Source organism: Pseudomonas sp. LFS074 (assembly GCF_047978165.1).
Lineage (GTDB): Bacteria > Pseudomonadota > Gammaproteobacteria > Pseudomonadales > Pseudomonadaceae > Aquipseudomonas > Aquipseudomonas putida_P.
Window position 1 is genome coordinate 1,024,547 of the sequence record NZ_JBFPFV010000003.1, and the last position, 16,675, is coordinate 1,041,221.

At 60.9% G+C, this 16,675-nt stretch carries 15 protein-coding genes and 2 pseudogenes; 8 read left to right on the forward strand and 9 right to left on the reverse strand.

Annotation, left to right across the window (positions count from 1 at the left end; all coding sequences use genetic code 11):
- Nucleotides 1–122: 122 nt before the first annotated feature.
- The 4 genes from ACNQP3_RS28710 to ACNQP3_RS28725 all read right to left on the reverse strand — a co-directional run bounded on the left by ACNQP3_RS28710 (nucleotide 123) and on the right by ACNQP3_RS28725 (nucleotide 6,103).
- Nucleotides 123–1,640 carry an S-type pyocin domain-containing protein gene (locus ACNQP3_RS28710; RefSeq protein WP_264316672.1) on the reverse strand — a complete coding sequence of 506 codons (1,518 nt, stop codon included), beginning with the start codon at nucleotides 1,638–1,640 and terminating at the stop codon, nucleotides 123–125.
- On the reverse strand, nucleotides 1,630–2,103 hold the full coding sequence (locus ACNQP3_RS28715) for a DUF6392 family protein (RefSeq protein WP_060493966.1): 474 nt from the start codon (nucleotides 2,101–2,103) through the stop codon (nucleotides 1,630–1,632). The genes ACNQP3_RS28710 and ACNQP3_RS28715 overlap by 11 nt, the downstream gene beginning before the upstream one ends.
- 3 nt (nucleotides 2,104–2,106) lie before the next feature.
- Nucleotides 2,107–4,686 carry an S-type pyocin domain-containing protein gene (locus ACNQP3_RS28720; protein ID WP_264316673.1) on the reverse strand — a complete coding sequence of 860 codons (2,580 nt, stop codon included), beginning with the start codon at nucleotides 4,684–4,686 and terminating at the stop codon, nucleotides 2,107–2,109.
- A gap of 127 nt (nucleotides 4,687–4,813) precedes the next feature.
- The gene (locus ACNQP3_RS28725) at nucleotides 4,814–6,103 is read right to left on the reverse strand and encodes an MFS transporter (protein WP_012274859.1); all 1,290 of its coding nucleotides are present in this window, start codon (nucleotides 6,101–6,103) and stop codon (nucleotides 4,814–4,816) included.
- Nucleotides 6,104–6,463: 360 nt separating this feature from the next.
- On the opposite strand from ACNQP3_RS28725, the gene ACNQP3_RS28730 reads away from it, so the two are divergent.
- Together ACNQP3_RS28730 and ACNQP3_RS28735 are read left to right on the forward strand one after the other, a co-directional pair.
- Nucleotides 6,464–6,862 (forward strand): acyl-CoA thioesterase, encoded by a 399-nt coding sequence (locus tag ACNQP3_RS28730; RefSeq protein ID WP_012274860.1) that lies wholly within the window; start codon nucleotides 6,464–6,466, stop codon nucleotides 6,860–6,862.
- A gap of 71 nt (nucleotides 6,863–6,933) precedes the next feature.
- Nucleotides 6,934–7,830 carry a D-hexose-6-phosphate mutarotase gene (locus tag ACNQP3_RS28735; protein WP_069943006.1) on the forward strand — a complete coding sequence of 299 codons (897 nt, stop codon included), beginning with the start codon at nucleotides 6,934–6,936 and terminating at the stop codon, nucleotides 7,828–7,830.
- Between the two features lie 62 nt (nucleotides 7,831–7,892).
- On the opposite strand, the gene ACNQP3_RS28740 is transcribed toward ACNQP3_RS28735, so the two are convergent.
- The 5 genes from ACNQP3_RS28740 to ACNQP3_RS28760 all read right to left on the reverse strand — a co-directional run bounded on the left by ACNQP3_RS28740 (nucleotide 7,893) and on the right by ACNQP3_RS28760 (nucleotide 11,517).
- Nucleotides 7,893–8,426 (reverse strand): DUF3299 domain-containing protein, encoded by a 534-nt coding sequence (locus ACNQP3_RS28740; protein WP_264316674.1) that lies wholly within the window; start codon nucleotides 8,424–8,426, stop codon nucleotides 7,893–7,895.
- A gap of 48 nt (nucleotides 8,427–8,474) precedes the next feature.
- On the reverse strand, nucleotides 8,475–8,720 hold the full coding sequence (locus ACNQP3_RS28745; protein WP_012274863.1) for a GlsB/YeaQ/YmgE family stress response membrane protein: 246 nt from the start codon (nucleotides 8,718–8,720) through the stop codon (nucleotides 8,475–8,477).
- Nucleotides 8,721–8,828: 108 nt separating this feature from the next.
- Nucleotides 8,829–9,911, reverse strand: a complete 1,083-nt coding sequence (locus ACNQP3_RS28750) for a 5-(carboxyamino)imidazole ribonucleotide synthase (protein ID WP_069943007.1) — start codon at nucleotides 9,909–9,911, stop codon at nucleotides 8,829–8,831.
- A 10-nt stretch (nucleotides 9,912–9,921) separates the two neighbouring features.
- The gene (gene purE / locus ACNQP3_RS28755; RefSeq protein ID WP_003253304.1) at nucleotides 9,922–10,413 is read right to left on the reverse strand and encodes a 5-(carboxyamino)imidazole ribonucleotide mutase; all 492 of its coding nucleotides are present in this window, start codon (nucleotides 10,411–10,413) and stop codon (nucleotides 9,922–9,924) included.
- 171 nt (nucleotides 10,414–10,584) lie between these two features.
- On the reverse strand, nucleotides 10,585–11,517 hold the full coding sequence (locus ACNQP3_RS28760; protein WP_012274865.1) for a LysR substrate-binding domain-containing protein: 933 nt from the start codon (nucleotides 11,515–11,517) through the stop codon (nucleotides 10,585–10,587).
- 182 nt (nucleotides 11,518–11,699) lie between these two features.
- On the opposite strand from ACNQP3_RS28760, the pseudogene ACNQP3_RS28765 reads away from it, so the two are divergent.
- From ACNQP3_RS28765 to ACNQP3_RS28790, 6 genes and pseudogenes are all read left to right on the forward strand, one after another.
- Nucleotides 11,700–11,993, forward strand: a pseudogene (locus tag ACNQP3_RS28765) (lyase family protein); the annotation flags it as partial.
- Nucleotides 11,991–12,710: a transcriptional regulator LasR gene (gene lasR / locus ACNQP3_RS28770; protein WP_347032980.1), complete on the forward strand. Its 720-nt coding sequence runs from the start codon at nucleotides 11,991–11,993 to the stop codon at nucleotides 12,708–12,710. The pseudogene ACNQP3_RS28765 and the gene lasR, both read left to right, overlap by 3 nt.
- Nucleotides 12,711–13,844: pseudogene (locus ACNQP3_RS28775) on the forward strand (aspartate ammonia-lyase); the annotation flags it as partial.
- A gap of 179 nt (nucleotides 13,845–14,023) precedes the next feature.
- On the forward strand, nucleotides 14,024–15,016 hold the full coding sequence (locus tag ACNQP3_RS28780; protein WP_012274867.1) for an AraC family transcriptional regulator: 993 nt from the start codon (nucleotides 14,024–14,026) through the stop codon (nucleotides 15,014–15,016).
- Nucleotides 15,017–15,132: 116 nt separating this feature from the next.
- A complete protein-coding gene (locus tag ACNQP3_RS28785; RefSeq protein ID WP_012274868.1) occupies nucleotides 15,133–16,176 on the forward strand; it encodes a histone deacetylase family protein in 1,044 nt (347 codons plus the stop codon).
- Nucleotides 16,176–16,675: extracellular solute-binding protein (locus ACNQP3_RS28790; protein ID WP_416470690.1), on the forward strand; the 500-nt coding region annotated here is incomplete at its 3' end. The genes ACNQP3_RS28785 and ACNQP3_RS28790, both read left to right, overlap by 1 nt.

Below are 16,675 nucleotides of genomic sequence, written 5' to 3' on the forward strand. Positions count from 1 at the left end.
AACGGGCCCAAGTATCGGCAGGCCGCATGAACACGATATGACTTCATTGTGACAATTGGATGAAAGGCCATCATCGGTTATCCGGGATGGCCTGACTTGATATCGCTGGGAAACTGGCGGCGCTAAAGCTCGCGGCGATCCCTGAACATGACGTATACCGGTGCCAGCCCAGCCTGCGGCGGAAACACCACGATGTAGTCATCGAATTGAACCTGCGTCAGGTCCATGAAGCGCTCTATGATAGGCACATTGGGCATGTGCAGATAGCTAATGCTCGGCGGCCGGGAGATGTCTATCGGCGGATAGGGCGCGCTGCCCTTCTGCCACAGAACGGTAACAGGCGCCCCGGTCTCGCTAGTGAATGCGAAAGCCCGCCGACCCGCATCCCAACCAGCTTCCCGCACCCGCACGCGCGAAGGCACGATGGGGCCCTGCGTCGAGGTCATCAGCACATGACAGTAACGGGTAAAGGGTTTTACACCTTTGGTGCTGCCGGAGCGGGCACCACGCACCATCGAGCACAGACGCATGGGCAGATCCACCTCTGCCCGTTCAGCGGCCAGATCGGCCCAATCCTGCCGATCTTCGTCGAGTATTTCAGCAAGTGGCACCGTCAGCCCGAAACGCGGGTCATCGCTTGGGGTTCCCTGCACAAACTCGATTAAATCCGCATACGTACCGGGGTGGTCACCTTGCAAGGAGGTCGCCTGCCACTCCAGCTCTGCCACCGCCGAGCGCACGGTCTTGATCAGATGGCGTTGCTGTTGGGCAACGTCACCGTTCAAGCCCTGCGCCATCAGCAATGCCGGGTGCAGGTTTGAGGCATCAGCTGCCGCTACCAACGTCAAAGGCCCATGCCCTGGGCCAGCCCCGGTCGCTTTGGCCAACTGGGCAATACGTGCTTCCAGGTGTTCTATCAGTGTCACACCGCGAGCGTACAACACGGAATGACGCCCTTGCGCCATGGCCAAGGCCGCAGCATGACGCTGGCTACCGGCATTCATTTCTTGCAACGCCACGGCCTGAATCGCTGCGTCCAGGAAGGGGCTGGTAGCATCACGCACGGCAGCGTCGAGTGCGAACTTGACCGACATGTGCAACCGCTCAAGTTGAAACACTGCCTGCGCAGCTTGGTGCTGAATGGATTCCAGAGCACGCAGCGTAGCAAGGCTGAAAGCCAGTTGCTGTTCCGGCGTGCTGGCCACTGGGTCAATGGTTAGCTGTTGCTCAAGTGCAGCAAGCTGCAGCGTTGCCTGCTGCTCAGCGGCATGAACCTGCGCCACCAACTTGCGCACTTTCTCCAGGTTGCGAGTGGAAGACTGGCTGGCACGCTGTTCGCTCGCCATGCTTCGAAGCTCTCTTCGCGGCTGTAAATGCTGCCCCTTGAAGGCCGGAAGGCCATTTCTCTGGTGCCACGATTTGATTGTTGCAACGATATGCTCTGGCGAGTTTATAGCGCCGACGGCATCGGCGTTTGAGTAGAACAAAAGGTCACTACCGGCGGGGTGGCCGACTATCTGGTCGAAATGATCGATGAGAGCGTTGTGCTCAGACCTCTGAGTCTCAACGTTCCATAGCGTAGTGACTAGCGATAAGAAACTTTGCTCGTCGTGATCTTGCAGTCGACTTTCAAGCTTCATCTTCCGTGCCCCTTAAAACCAGACCGGATACAACAAAATCCTTAGTGTACGAATAAATCAAATCAATATACCCAAAGCCCGCACCGGAGAGTCGATACATATCCCACCCACCCGTCTTACCTATCGGTTCCGGCATTACCAACGGCTCGCTCGTTCTTAGAGGACTACCCCAAGCAGCTCTAACAGCGCTCTTATCTAAGCAACCGTAGGGCTCAGATAAAAAATCTTTAAATTCAGGCGCCAAATCCACTCGCCTTATGATAGTTATAGCCACCGCTTTTAACATTTTGCTGTCTGAATCAAACTCAAAACTAACACCCGGCTCCGGCTCTAGGTAAAAATCCTCCGCCCCCGGGTAAAGCTTGATACGTCGCAGATTCGGATCAAGCCCATTCTCAACTAAATCAGCATAAGTCCTGTTAACGCTTTCCAGCCAAGGCTCAACTGCTACAATCCTTTTCATGCGTCACCTTTTATTAATCAGTTTTTTGAGCAATTCTGTAAGCTCCACCTTGATACCCTCAACACGTTCAGGCGAAATTCCATTTTCTATTAAACCTTTCTTTAGTGCTTCAACATTACTGCCAATAGCTGACAAGGGATCTTTGGCATCTAGAGCTTGTTTAGCTTTGGTGTTACGCCCGCCGTACGTTTCGCTGTACTTTCGATGCACTTCTGTAGGAATAACGACAGCAGGTGCACGCCTTAGTATTTGGTATATTTCATACAGTTGCAGGTCTGGAAAATTTTTCTGTAACCATCGTTTCAATGCCGATTGAGATGGAATGTGGTCCACGCCCATGTCATCCCTTATGCTGCGACGCTCCAAGTCATTATAATTCCCAGTTTCTCCGACTTCTGCAGGTTCATTATTAACCAGCCCAGGCTCCGGCAGATCTACATCACCACCGAATCCAGGAATTATGGCCCCAGTCTCACCCGGATTCTCGCCAGGAAGTATTTCAAGACTTGGCCCCACAGGATCCAAGGTATCGCCTGGCAGAATGCCCGGCAGTAACGGCCCCTCCGGCAAGGGTGTCGGGCCGAGCAGCTCCGCGCCTGGGGCCACCAACGGCGTCCAGGTGCGTGATGGTTGGCCCTGAACAATGCCAGCATCGAACTCAAGGGCCAGACTGGCGGCGAACCACGGCTCGAACGGCAGGACCACTGCCGGCACGCCTAGAGTGTCCGCTGGTGTGTGGATTCTTAGCTGGTCAAGGTTGTAGCCAACATCAACAGCTCCAACATGACGAAGCTCAAACTCGTGTCGCGCGCCGCTCCAACTTGCTCGCGGGGCCACGGGTGGAAAACCCCTGATGATTCGACGCTGATTCACCTCATCGAATTGACCGAGCAACCCCTGCTCCGCCGCAATGGCCCGCCATACCGCGCTTTCGAATGCCGGCATGCCGGTGAACAAGCGGCCGCGTAGCTGGTTACCAACCTGCACCGGCATTGCTACGCCAGCGGCAGCGCCATTCGCGGGCCACCAGTCAGCGCCAGCGACTTGGCCATTACCGCTGACAACACCAGTACCCGCCGGCGAAACTACGAATGAAAAGTACTGGGGCAGTTGACCAGGGATACAGACGATGCAGTCATCGAAGCGAAGGTCCACGCCAGCGCCAACCTCTGCAGCTTGTGGCTCAAGCGCGAGCATCCGGCCGTTGGACGGGCTTTCCGCCACCGGGGTAGCGTTACCCAGAACGATGGTTTTCCCGTCGGGCGTCTGTGCCTCGACTCGGTAGGTATCGGTGACGGGGTCGTAAACGGCATTCCTGACCCGGACCTCCGGGGCGATTCCGGCGCCTGTGGCGGCCACCGCTATCGCACTGCCACCTGGAAGATGCTCGATCTTGATGCGCTGACCCAGACGGGCCGACCCACCCGCATCGGCGATAGCCTGAAGATCCTGCCCTGGCGCAATGCCCAGCAGGTCTGCATGTATGCCCAAACCTTCGAAGTGACGCCTGCGCTGGGCTTCGGTCAGTTCGCCATTCCCCAGCGCCGGCGAATACAGCATGGCCGTGGCCGAGAGACCGACCGCCTGACCAAGGCGGATAGCTGCAACCCTCAGCACTTCCTTGGCCGCGCTAGCAATCGCCTGCTCGATAGCCGTTGCCAGCTCAGCCGCAACCTGCGCGCCTGCCTGACCAAGCAACACGCCCCCAGCCGACGCAGCCGCTACTGGCACGGTCAGCGTGGCGGCCTCCTTCAGCCGAACAAGGCGCCGGTCTTCGTCAACCTGCTGCTTGTAGCGAATTCTGGATTCGCGCAGCTCAGCGTATTGCCGCTGACGCTCCCATTCCGCCTCCCTGGCGCGCCAGAGCTGTTCCTGTTGGGCATGTTCTACAGCCAGCTCGGCTGAGCGCTGCGACAGCTGGGCAATTGCCTCCTGCAGCAAACGAGCCTCTGAGGCCGCTACGTACGCTGTTTCCCAGCCCTGATGCAGTTGCTGCATGTGTTGCGCGGTCGCCAGCCCGGCCAGTCGGGCGGCGTATGTACCTGCATCAGCATCATGGCCAGCAAAAGCCCCGGCCAACGCCTGCCGATTCGCCAACTCAAGCTGCTTGGCGGCTATAAGCCCTTTGGTTTCGTTTTGCGCTTTGGTGATCTGGTAAAGCTGCCAACGCTCACTGCCGTCGTATTCCGGGCGTTTGCGCGCTGCGTTGATCTCCTGCTGTAGCGCCTGTGCCAAGCCTTGCGCCTGGCCAGCGAAATGCGCATCAAGCTGCACGCGCCGAACTTCACGTGCCTGGCTATGAGCCTCCACTTGCTGCCTATGTAATGCAGCCAGCATTTCGGCATGAGCCCTTGCGGCTGCCGCTTGGCGAGCCTGCTCCTGGGCTCTTGCTTGCGCCAAGGCAGCAGCACGCGCTCTGGCACGCTTCTTCTTGCGACGTCGGCTGGAACCGCCAAAGCCACCACCGAAGCCACCGCCGCCGCCAATGCTGAAGAAGCCGCCCCCGCCGCTACTGGAACCTGAGGAGCCAGGGGTGATGACAACATCACCCGTGGAACTGTCATGAAGTGTGTTTTGAGCCATACAGATTCTCCTTCTCTGTATGGCTCAGGCTGACGATCTAGCCGTCGGTCACTGCGTTACTTATTCCTCTGTCCTTGTTCACGTCTTTCAACATGTTGCAGCAAACGAGAGTCAGCCCCAGCGCAGATCAGCGCTTGTTGGCGAGCAGGTACAGCCCCACAGCCAGACCAACGGCGCACAAGCCTGCCACATAGTAGGCAGGCGCCATCGGGCTCACCTTCAGCAGCGCGGTCACCACCATCGGCGTCAAACCGCCGAAGATCGCGTAGGCCACGTTGTACGAGAACGACAGCCCGCTGAAGCGCACCGCCGCCGGGAATGCCTTGACCATTACATAAGGCACCGCGCCAATCACGCCCACGCACAGGCCGGTCACGGCATACAGCGGGAACAGCAGCTCGGGCCGGGTTGGCAGGCTGTGGTAGAAGGTCCAGGAGCTGGCCAGCAGCAGCAGGCTGCCGATCACGAACACCCGGCCCGCACCAAAGCGGTCGGCCAGGCTGCCGGCGCCGATGCAGCCAAAGCTAAGCAATACAATGGCCAGGCTGTTGGCCTTGAGCGAGTCGGTCGGGCTGATGTGGTAGAAGCTCTGCAGCAGCGCCGGGGTCATCAGGATGACCACCACGATCCCGGCCGACAGCATCCAGGTCAGCAACATCGACAGGATGATCGGGCCACGGTGGTCACGCAGCACGGCGCGCAGTGGCAGCTCCTCGGCCAGTGCCTTACGTTGCTGCATTTCGGCGAACACCGGGGTTTCGTGCAGCCAGCGGCGCAGGTAGACCGAGAACAGGCCGAACACGCCACCCAGCAGGAACGGGATACGCCAGGCGTAATCGGCCACTTCTTCCACGCTGTACACACTGTTGATCAGTGTCGCTACCAGCGAGCCAAGCAGAATGCCGGCGGTCAGGCCTGCCGTCAGGGTACCGCAGGCGTAGCCAGTGTTGCGCGCTGGCACATGCTCGGAGACGAACACCCAGGCACCCGGCACCTCGCCGCCGATCGCCGCGCCTTGGATCACGCGCATCAGCAACAGCAGGATAGGTGCCCACATGCCGATTTGTGCATACGTCGGCAGCAGGCCCATGATCAGGGTCGGCACGGCCATCATGAAAATGCTCAGGGTGAACATCTTCTTGCGCCCGAGCAGGTCGCCGAAATGGGCCATGATGATGCCGCCCAACGGCCGCGCCAGGTAGCCAGCGGCGAAGATGCCGAACGTTTGCATCAGGCGCAGCCACTCCGGCATGTCGGCCGGGAAGAACAACTTGCCCACCACCGTGGCGAAGAACACGAAAATAATGAAGTCGTAGAACTCCAGCGCGCCGCCCAAGGCGGACAGTGAGAGGGTCTTGTAGTCACTGCGGGTCAGCGGCCGCGAGGGCTGCTCGATACTGCTCGGCACGGAAGTCATCGCTCGTTGTTCTCTTTGTAGGGCATGCAGGCCGCTTGGCACGCGGCTTCTGGATTGGGAGACAAGCGAAGATAGCAAATTGCCGAGCTGCGCCGAAAGCGATACAAAATCCCTACAGATATTCATGAATGCACGGTCGTCGCTGGCCGTTATGCTCTATATACTGGCAGTTCGTAGGAAAAGGTTGCTGCTAGCGTGGGATGTTGTGCGAAAACTCCGGTCTTTATGTCAGGCGGTTTCGCAGAGTTTCCCTACGGCCGCCCAGTGAAACGAAATCGGCGTAGTATGTTTCAAGCTGAATCGTTTACCCGGCCTTTGCGCCACACCAACGAAAGCGTCACGGGTCAGAGGCCCCATCGCATGATTGAGCTCGAACAAGAAGATCCGATCCCGCAAGGCGACCTGGCCTTGCAGATCACCGCACTGCCGCGCGAGACCAACGGGTTTGGCGACATCTTCGGCGGCTGGCTGGTTGCCCAAATGGATTTGGCCGGCACCGCCATGGCCAGCCGTGTTGCTGGCGGCCGCGTGGCCACCGTGGCCATCGACCGCATGGCCTTCCTGGTACCGGTGGCAGTAGGCGCGCAGCTGTCGTTCTACACCCAGACCCTGGAAATCGGCCGCAGCTCGATCCAGATGATGGTCGAAGTGTGGAGCGACGACCCGCTGTCCAGCGAATGGCGCAAGGTCACCGAAGCGGCATTCGTCTTCGTCGCCATCGACGGCAGTGGCCGCACCCGCTCCGTGCCTCGTCGCTGAGCCACGCCGGCGGTAAACTCATTGCATGTGCCCGGGTCCAAGGCCCACTGGCAATCAATGAGATGAACGCAATGGCTACCTTCCAGGTCGTAACCGAGCAACATGGCGAACTCAACTGCTGGCGTATCAGCAGCGACCGCGCCGAACTCCTGATCGCCCAGCAGGGCGCACAGATCCTCAGCTACCAGCGGGTGGGCGAACCACCGCTGCTGTGGCTGAGCGACCAGGCCATCTTCCGCCAGGGCAAGTCGGTACGCGCCGGGGTACCGGTGTGCTGGCCGTGGTTTGGCAACCTGCAACGCAACCCCGAGGCCGTGCAGGCCATGTACCACGCTGAGCAGGCACCTGCTCACGGGCTGGCGCGCTCGCGTGACTGGCAGTTGCTGGGCATCGAGGAGGTGGGCGGCGACCTGCGCATTGAATTCGGACTGCCTGAAGCGCAGGGCGACCTGCCCGGCTGGCCTCATGACGTCGAGTTGAAGCTGGTGGTGGAGCTGGGCGAGGCGCTGAAGCTGAACCTGACCAGCCGCAACATGGGCAATACCTCCGTTACTATCAGCCAAGCCCTGCACAGCTACTTTGCCGTCAGCGATGTACGCCAGGCACGGGTCGAAGGGGTCGAGGGGCTGGGTTATATCGAAACCCTGGCGGACTGGGAACAGCGCCAGCAGCTGGGAGCACTGGCGTTTACCGGGGAGACTGACCGGATTTACCTCGACACTCCATCGCGACTGAGCATTGTCGACCCGCATTGGAACCGGCGAGTTACCTTGACCAGCAATGGATCACGTTCGGCGGTGATCTGGAACCCCTGGACCGAGCGGGCGCGGGAGCTGGCAGATATGGCCGACGATGGCTGGCAGCGAATGCTGTGCATCGAAACGGCGAATGTGTGGGATGACCTGGTGGAACTGAAGCCGGGGGCAAGTCATTCGCTGGGACTGCAGATCGGTTGTGAAATGATCTGAGTTTTGCCGTGGTTTTTCGGGCCCCTTCGCGGGTTTACCCGCGAAGGGGCCCGTGCAGATAATCAGAGGTCTGCGTCTTCCACCACCCTCACCTTCCCCGCATCCAGCGCATAGGCCGCATCGGCCAGGTCGTTGCTGACCTTTTCCACCTTCAGCTTGCCGCTGACCCACAGCGGTGTGTAGATGTCATCGATCTTCAACCCTTTCGGGTAGCGCACCAGTACCAGCTGGTTCGGCGGCGGTGGCGGCACATGGATGCACGCACCTGGGTACGGCACCAGGAAAAACAGCGTGCTGTTGCCCTTGGCATCGCTTTCCAGCGGCACCGGGTAACCGCCCAAGCGGATTTCCTTGCCGTTCATGGCCGCCACGGTCTTGGTCGAGTACATCACCGCCGGCAAGCCCTTGCTCTGCTTGAGGCCACCCTTGTCGGTAAAGGTGCCCATGGCTTCTGGCGAGTTGTGGTCGATTTCGGGCATTTGCTCGAGCGCCTTCTGGTCCGACTTGGGCATCAGCTCCAGCCAGTCGGTTTCAGGCAGTTCAGCATGGGCCAGGGCGCTGGCCAACAGCAGGGGGACAAGGAAAAAGGCACGCATGGAAATGCTCGGCAACTCGGATGAATTGCCGGGCATTCTAACCAGTATTCAGCGTTTCTTGATGAATCCGTAGATCACCAGAAGGATGACCGCACCAATCAAGGCGCCAAGGAAGCCTGCTGCCTGCCCAGCCTGGTAAATGCCCAGCGCCTGGCCGCCATAGGTGGCCAACAGGGAGCCGGCAATACCCAGCAGGATGGTCATGATCCAGCCCATGCTGTCGTCGCCCGGCTTGATGAAGCGGGCCAGCAGGCCGACGATGAGGCCGATGAAGATGGTTCCAATGATGCCCATGGCAATCCCTCTGCAGTGAATATGGAACAAGCCAAAGCCTAGACGGCCTTTGGCTTGTTGCCATGTTCAGAGGGCAAGCCGCTTGCAGAAGTTCGATTTGCAGCCCGATCAGTTGCTGATCAGTGCCTCTACTTCGGCAATCTTGCGTTCAAGGGTGGCCATGTCCTGGCAGCGCAGGGTGGCATGGCCAACCTTGCGGCCAACCTTGAAGGCCTTGCCATAGTGGTGCAGGTGGCAGTCGGCGATGGCGACGACCTTGTCCACGGCCGGCACTTCACCGATGAAGTTGAGCATCGCGCTCTCGCCCACCTTGGCGGTCGAGCCCAGCGGCAGGCCGGCAACGGCCCGCAGGTGGTTCTCGAACTGGCTGCACTCGGCGCCTTCGATGGTCCAGTGCCCGGAGTTGTGCACGCGCGGGGCGATTTCGTTGGCCTTCAGGCCGCCGTCCACCTCGAAGAACTCGAAGGCCATCACGCCAACGTAATCCAGCTTCTGCAACACACGGCCGACGTAGTCTTCGGCCAGGGCCTGCAGCGGATGTGCCTGGCTGGCCACCGACAGGCGCAGGATGCCGCTTTCGTGCGTATTGTGCACCAGCGGGTAGAAGCGGGTTTCGCCATCGCGGGCACGTACAGCCACCAGCGACACCTCGCCAGTGAACGGCACGAAGCCTTCCAGCAGGCATGGCACGCTGCCCAGCTCGGCGAAGGTACCGACCACGTCTTCTGGCGTGCGCAGCACCTTCTGGCCCTTGCCGTCGTAACCCAGGGTGCGGGTTTTCAGTACGGCTGGCAGGCCGATGCTGGCCACCGCCGCCTCCAGGTCTGCCTGCGAGAGGATGTCGGCGAAGGCCGGGGTGGGAATGCCCAGGTCGCGGAACATGCTCTTTTCGAACAGGCGGTCACGGGCGATGCGCAGCGCTTCGGCGCTGGGGTACACCGGCACGAACTGCGAGAGGAAGGCCACGGTCTCGGCCGGGACGCTTTCGAACTCGAAGGTGACCAGGTCGACTTCGTCGGCCAACTGGCGCAGGTGGTCCTGGTCGCCGTAGTCGGCACGCAGGTGCTCGCCCAGGGGCGCGGCGCAAGCGTCCGGCGCCGGGTCGAGGAAGGCGAAGTTCATGCCCAGCGGGGTGCCCGCCAGGGCCAGCATGCGGCCCAGCTGGCCGCCACCGATTACACCGATCTTCATGGGTTGAGCCTCAAGCCTGGCGCGGGTCTGGGTTGTCCAGCACGGTGTCGGTCTGTTCCGTGCGGAACTGCTTCAACGCCGCGTGGTACTGCGGGTACTTGGCGCCAAGGATGCTGGCCGACAGCAATGCAGCGTTGACCGCACCGGCACGGCCGATGGCCAGGGTGGCAACCGGCACGCCAGCAGGCATCTGCACGATCGACAGCAGCGAATCGACGCCCGACAGCATCGACGACTGCACCGGCACGCCCAGCACCGGCAGATGGGTCTTGGCGGCGCACATGCCTGGCAGGTGGGCTGCGCCACCGGCACCGGCGATGATCACCTCGATGCCACGGCCCTCGGCCTCCTCGGCATACTGGAACAGCAGATCCGGGGTGCGGTGAGCGGAAACCACCTTCACTTCGTAGGGAATGCCGAGTTTTTCCAGCATATCGGCGGTGTGGCTAAGGGTGGACCAATCGGACTTGGAGCCCATGATCACGCCAACCAGTGCACTCATCGTCGAGCCTCTTCGCTTGTGCGCCCGCAGGCGCGTCAAAAAACAACAAGCCACGCGGGACGACCGGCGTGGCTTGTTTGCTGATCAGGACCGGATGCATCCGGTCGAAAGGCCGCGCAGTATACCGTAAGGTAGTGCGATTAAGGCACCCCGGCGACCAACTGTCGGGCCTTATTTTTCGGGGCTTTGGCTGACTTTTGGGTCAACCGCCGCCGCCCCCTCGAGCTTGCGCCACAACAGCCTGACGTTGGCCTTGCGCACCAGGGCGCAGCGGTACAGGCGAATTTCCAGTGGCACATGCCACTGGCTGCCGCCGCAGACAGCCAGTTCGCCCCGCTCCAGCTCGCCTCGCATCGACAGGCGTGGCACCCAGGCGATGCCCAGGCCTTCCAACGCCATGCTTTTAAGGCTGTCGGCCATGGCGGTTTCATAGACGGTGGTATAACGCAGGTTGCGCTGGCGCAGCAGCAAATTCACCGACCGCCCGAGGAATGCACCCGCGGTATAGGCCAGCAGCGGCACGCTGCCCTCGCCTTCCAGGTCGAACAATGGCTTGCCTTCAGCATCCACTGCACACACCGGCAGCATTTCCGTAGTGCCCATGTGCAGCGACGGGAAGATCTCGGCATCCATCTGCAGGGCCGCATCCGGGTCGTAGAAAGCCAGCATCAGGTCACAGCCGCCCTCGCGCAATGCGTGCACGGCATCTCCGACGTTAGTCGCAACCAGGCGGGTGGCGATGTTCAAACCGTCGTTGCGCAACTGGGCAACCCAACGGGGGAAAAAGCCTGATGCCAAGGAGTGTGCCGCCGCTACCTGAACCACCTCGCCCTGCCCACCCTCAAGGTGATGTAAATGGCGGAGAATTTCGCCCAACTGGTCGACAACGGTGCGCGCTGTGACGAGAAAAAGCTGCCCGGCTTCGGTCAGTTCGATCGGTGTGCGGGAACGGTTCACCAGTTGCAGGCCCAGCGCCGCTTCAAGGCTGCGAATGCGCCGGCTGAAGGCCGGTTGGGTCACGAAACGCCGCTCTGCCGCCTGGGAAAAACTGCGGGTAGCGGCCAGCGCACTGAAGTCTTCCAGCCATTTGCTTTCAAGGTTCACGAAGCACATCTCCCGGCATGCACCAAAATGGAACACGCTCGAATGTCAATTGGCGTCACACGAAACACTATGCCGTTTGTGCATAGGTTAGCGTGCAACAGCATTGGCCGCAAAATCACCTTCAGGCCTAGGATTGGCGCCATTCCGGCATGTGCCGGGTCAAAATCGAGATGATATACATCATGTCCTCCGCTGCATCGTTCCGCGTCGAAAAAGACTTGTTGGGTACCCTTGAAGTTCCTGCAGATGCCTACTACGGCATCCAGACCCTGCGCGCTGCCAACAACTTCCACCTCTCCGGTGTTCCACTGTCGCACTACCCGAAGCTGGTCGTGGCCCTGGCCATGGTCAAGCAGGCCGCTGCCGACGCCAACCGTGAGCTGGGTCACCTGAGCGATGCCAAGCACGCTGCCATCACCGCAGCCTGCGCCCGCCTGATCAAAGGCGATTACCACGACCAGTTCGTGGTGGACATGGCCTTGGTTGACGGTTTTCTTGAGCTGGAACGCTCAAGTGGAAAATTGGAGTGGAGCGCCATCCTGCAGAAGATGGCGAGCGACCTTGGATTCTCGAAGATCCTGTTCGGCCTGTTGCCTAAGGACAGCCAGGACTACGAGAACGCCTTCATCGTCGGCAACTACCCGGCCGCCTGGCGCGAGCATTACGACCGGGCTGGCTACGCGCGGGTCGACCCGACGGTCAGTCACTGTACCCAGAGCGTACTGCCGATTTTCTGGGAACCGTCCATCTACCAGACGCGAAAGCAGCACGAGTTCTTCGAGGAAGCCTCGGCCGCCGGCCTGGTGTATGGGCTGACCATGCCGCTGCATGGTGCTCGCGGCGAACTCGGCGCGCTGAGCCTCAGCGTGGAAGCGGAAAACCGGGCCGAGGCCAACCGTTTCATAGAGTCGGTCCTGCCGACCCTGTGGATGCTCAAGGACTACGCACTGCAGAGCGGTGCCGGACTGGCCTTCGAACATCCGGTCAGCAAACCGGTGGTTCTGACCAGCCGGGAGAAGGAAGTGTTGCAGTGGTGCGCCATCGGCAAGACCAGTTGGGAGATATCGGTTATCTGCAACTGCTCGGAAGCCAATGTGAACTTCCATATGGGAAATATTCGGCGGAAGTTCGGTGTGACCTCCCGCCGCGTAGCGGCCATTATGGCCGTTAATTTGGGTCTTATTACTCTCTGAATGATCCAAGGCGGTGCTGGTACTTCTACCAACATGAACGCCAACGAAGTCATTGCCAACGTTGCACTGGAGGCCATGGGCCACCAGAAGGGTGAGTACCAGTACCTGCACCCGAACAACGACGTGAACATGGCGCAGTCGACCAACGACGCCTACCCGACCGCTATCCGTCTGGGCCTGCTGCTGGGTCACGACGCACTGCTGGCCAGCCTCGACAGCCTGATTCAGGCCTTCGCTGCCAAGGGTAAAGAATTCGACCACGTACTGAAGATGGGCCGTACCCAGCTGCAGGACGCCGTACCGATGACCCTGGGCCAGGAATTCCGCGCCTTCGCCACCACCATGACCGAAGACCTGCAGCGCCTGCGCTCGCTGGCCCCGGAACTGCTGACCGAAATCAACCTGGGCGGTACCGCCATCGGCACCGGCATCAACGCCGACCCTGGCTACCAGGCTCTGGCCGTACAGCGCCTGGCCGCCATCAGTGGCCAGCCGCTGGTACCGGCTGCCGACCTGATCGAAGCCACTTCCGACATGGGCGCCTTCGTGCTGTTCTCCGGCATGCTCAAGCGTACCGCGGTCAAGCTCTCGAAAATCTGTAACGACTTGCGTCTGCTGTCCAGCGGCCCGCGCACCGGCATCAACGAGATCAACCTGCCAGCGCGTCAGCCAGGCAGCTCGATCATGCCAGGCAAGGTCAACCCGGTTATCCCGGAAGCCGTCAACCAGGTGGCCTTCGCCATCATGGGCAACGACCTGGCCCTGACCGTCGCCGCCGAAGGTGGCCAGCTGCAGCTGAACGTGATGGAGCCGCTGATCGCCTACAAGATCTTCGACTCGATCCGCCTGCTGCAACGCGCCATGGACATGCTGCGCGAGCACTGCATCGTCGGCATCACCGCCAACGAACAGCGCTGCCGTGAACTGGTCGAGCACTCGATCGGCCTGGTCACTGCACTGAACCCGTACATCGGCTACGAAAACGCCACCCGTATCGCCCGCGTTGCCCTGGAAAGCGGCCGCGGCGTGCTGGAACTGGTGCGTGAAGAGAAGCTGCTGGACGACGCGATGCTCGACGACATCCTGCGTCCAGAAAACATGATCGCCCCGCGCCTGGTTCCGCTGAAGTCGTAACCAGCCCGCTGCAAACAGTCTCACCAGGTTAAGGGACTAGACACCTCTCAACCTTTCAAGGCCCGAGCCTATGCTTCGGGCCTTTTTTTTGCCTGATGGTTTTGCCGCCACCAGGCGGCCTCGGATATCGGCACACAACTTGCTCCATAATGCGTCCCAGGCCAACGGGATTACCCAGCATGCTGCACAGTCACCTGACCACCCTCAATGCGGTTTCGCTGATCCTCAATGTCTTTCAGGCAGACGGTTGCGAGGCCTCGGCACTGCTGGCCGGCAGCGGCATCGGCCCGGCAGACCTGGGCCACGCCGATGCGCGCATCACCACCCAGCAGGAACTGCAGGTGTGCGCCAACGCAGTGGCCCGGCGTGAGGACATCGGCCTGGAGCTGGGCCGGCGCATGCATGTGTCGTGCTACGGCATGCTCGGTTACGCCCTGCTCTCCAGTGCCACTTTGGGTGACGCCTTGCGCCTGGCGCTGCAGTATCCGGCACTGCTGGGAACAGTCTTCAAGCTGCGTTTGCTCGACGACGGCCAGCGCGTCTGGTTCAGCGCCAGCGACTATCACGACAGCCCTGCGCTGAGCGCGTTCAACGCAGAGTTCTGCCTGGTTTCGCTGAAAGTCATCTGCGACGACCTGCTTGGCCGCCCGTTGCCGCTGCTGGGCACCCGTTTCGAGCACCCTCGTCCTGGTTACCACACACGCTATGCCGATGCGTTCCAATGCCCGATCGGCTTCTCCGCCGAGGACAATGCCTTTGCCTTCGAAAGGCGCTGGCTGGATATGCCGCTGCCGCTGGCCGACCCGATTACCCACAAGGCCATGAGTGAACGCTGCCGACGCCTGAACCTGGAGTTCACGGGCCGCCAGGCCTGGCTAGGGCGGATTCGCCAGCTGCTGGTGCAGCAGTTGGACGCAGCACCGGGGCTGGAAGGGCTGGCGAGGCAGATGAACTGCTCGTCGCGCACCCTGCGTCGGCATTTACAGGCGTTGGGCTGCAGTTATCAACAGCTGCTGGACGAGCTAAGGTTCGAACGGGCCAAGCAGTTGTTGGCAGACGAGCAAATGCCGATTTACCGGATTGCCGAGACCTTGGGCTTCAGTGAGACGGCCAGCTTTCGGCATGCGTTCCAACGCTGGAGTGGTGTGGCGCCCAGCCACTTTCGCGGTTGAGCTGCTGCGGCCAAAGCGCTTGGCCATATCGATCCCCTTTTGGCCATTTGCGTCGTTCTCCCGTACTGATCCGCCCATGACAATGGACCCACGCCAGTACCCACCGGAGAACAACAATGCTGACGATCTATTCCGATGACCACCGCCTGCACCACGGCCGCTGCGAGCTGATCGACGGCAAGCTGATGCCCTGCTTCGAAATGCCTTCGCGTGCAGACCATGTGCTCGACCAGGTAAAAAAGCGCAACCTCGGCGATATCCAAGGCCCTACCGATTTCGGCCGCGCGCCGTTGCTTCGCATCCACAGCGCCGACTACCTGAACTTCTTCGAGGGCGCCTGGGCCCGCTGGGCCGCATTGGGCCATGAGGGCGACCTGCTACCCTTCACCTGGCCTGCACGCACCCTGCGCCAGGTAAAACCCACTGGCCTGCACGGTGAGCTGGGCTACTACAGTTTCGATGCCGGTGCACCGATCACCGCCGGCACTTGGCAAGCGGCCTACAGCGCCGCCCAGGTCGCCCTTACCGCCCAGGCAGCGATCCAACAAGGTGCCCATTCGGCCTTCGCGCTGTGCCGTCCGCCAGGGCACCACGCCGCTGGCGAAGTGATGGGTGGCTACTGCTACCTCAACAACGCCGCCATCGCCGCTCAGGCCTTCCTCGACCAAGGCCGGCGCAAGGTTGCCATCCTCGACGTCGACTACCACCACGGCAACGGAACCCAGGACATCTTCTACAGCCGCGACGATGTGTTCTTTGCCTCGATCCACGGCGACCCGCAGGATGAATTCCCGTTCTTCCTCGGCTATGCCGATGAAACCGGCGAAGGCGCCGGCGAGGGCTGCAACATCAACTACCCCTTGCCGGCCGGTAGCGACTGGGCTGCCTGGAGTGCCGCCCTGGAAGACGCCTGCCAGCGCATCGCCCGCTATGACGCCGACGTACTGGTGATCTCCCTGGGTGTGGACACCTTCAAGGATGACCCCATCTCGCAGTTCAAGTTGGACAGCCCGGACTACCTGGAGATGGGCCAGCGCATCGGCCAGCTGGGCAAGCCGACCTTGTTCGTGATGGAAGGCGGCTACGCTGTGGAAGAAATCGGTATCAACGCGGTCAATGTGCTGGAAGGCTTCCAGCGCGCCCAGCCAGGAGCCCGGTAATGGTCCGACTCAAGCGTCTGCTCACCCCGTTCATCGCTGCCACCCTGTTCACCGGTGCCCTGCACGCCCAAGCGGAGCAGCGCACCCTGCGTGTGTATAACTGGTTCGATTACATCACCCCGCAGACCTTGACCGACTTCCAGAAGGACAGCGGCGTCAAACTGGTGTACGACATCTTCGACACCAACGAAGCACTGGAGGCCAAGCTGCTCACCGGCAACTCCGGCTATGACGTGGTGGTGCCGTCCAACGTGTTCCTCGCCAAACAGATCGAAGCCGGGGTTTTCCAGCCGCTGGACCGCAGCAAGCTGCCGAACTGGCAACACCTGGACCCGGCGCTGATGAAGCTGATCGAAGCCAACGACCCAGGCAACAAGTTTGCCGTGCCGTATATGTATGGCACCGTGTTGATCGGCTTCAACCCGGCCAAGGTCAAGGCGGCGCTGGGCGACAATGCGCCGGTGGACAGCTGGGACCTGATCTTCAAGGAAGAGAACAT

Coding starts and splice junctions, on each gene's coding strand:
- purE (WP_003253304.1), bottom strand. CDS start 10,413: ATGAGTGCACTGGTTGGCGTGATCATGGGCTCCAAGTCCGATTGGTCC.
- ACNQP3_RS28780 (WP_012274867.1), top strand. CDS start 14,024: ATGCTGCACAGTCACCTGACCACCCTCAATGCGGTTTCGCTGATCCTC.
- ACNQP3_RS28750 (WP_069943007.1), bottom strand. CDS start 9,911: ATGAAGATCGGTGTAATCGGTGGCGGCCAGCTGGGCCGCATGCTGGCC.
- ACNQP3_RS28740 (WP_264316674.1), bottom strand. CDS start 8,426: ATGCGTGCCTTTTTCCTTGTCCCCCTGCTGTTGGCCAGCGCCCTGGCC.
- ACNQP3_RS28720 (WP_264316673.1), bottom strand. CDS start 4,686: ATGGCTCAAAACACACTTCATGACAGTTCCACGGGTGATGTTGTCATC.
- lasR (WP_347032980.1), top strand. CDS start 11,991: ATGGCCTTGGTTGACGGTTTTCTTGAGCTGGAACGCTCAAGTGGAAAA.
- ACNQP3_RS28725 (WP_012274859.1), bottom strand. CDS start 6,103: ATGACTTCCGTGCCGAGCAGTATCGAGCAGCCCTCGCGGCCGCTGACC.
- ACNQP3_RS28745 (WP_012274863.1), bottom strand. CDS start 8,720: ATGGGCATCATTGGAACCATCTTCATCGGCCTCATCGTCGGCCTGCTG.
- ACNQP3_RS28785 (WP_012274868.1), top strand. CDS start 15,133: ATGCTGACGATCTATTCCGATGACCACCGCCTGCACCACGGCCGCTGC.
- ACNQP3_RS28715 (WP_060493966.1), bottom strand. CDS start 2,103: ATGAAAAGGATTGTAGCAGTTGAGCCTTGGCTGGAAAGCGTTAACAGG.
- ACNQP3_RS28710 (WP_264316672.1), bottom strand. CDS start 1,640: ATGAAGCTTGAAAGTCGACTGCAAGATCACGACGAGCAAAGTTTCTTA.
- ACNQP3_RS28735 (WP_069943006.1), top strand. CDS start 6,934: ATGGCTACCTTCCAGGTCGTAACCGAGCAACATGGCGAACTCAACTGC.
- ACNQP3_RS28730 (WP_012274860.1), top strand. CDS start 6,464: ATGATTGAGCTCGAACAAGAAGATCCGATCCCGCAAGGCGACCTGGCC.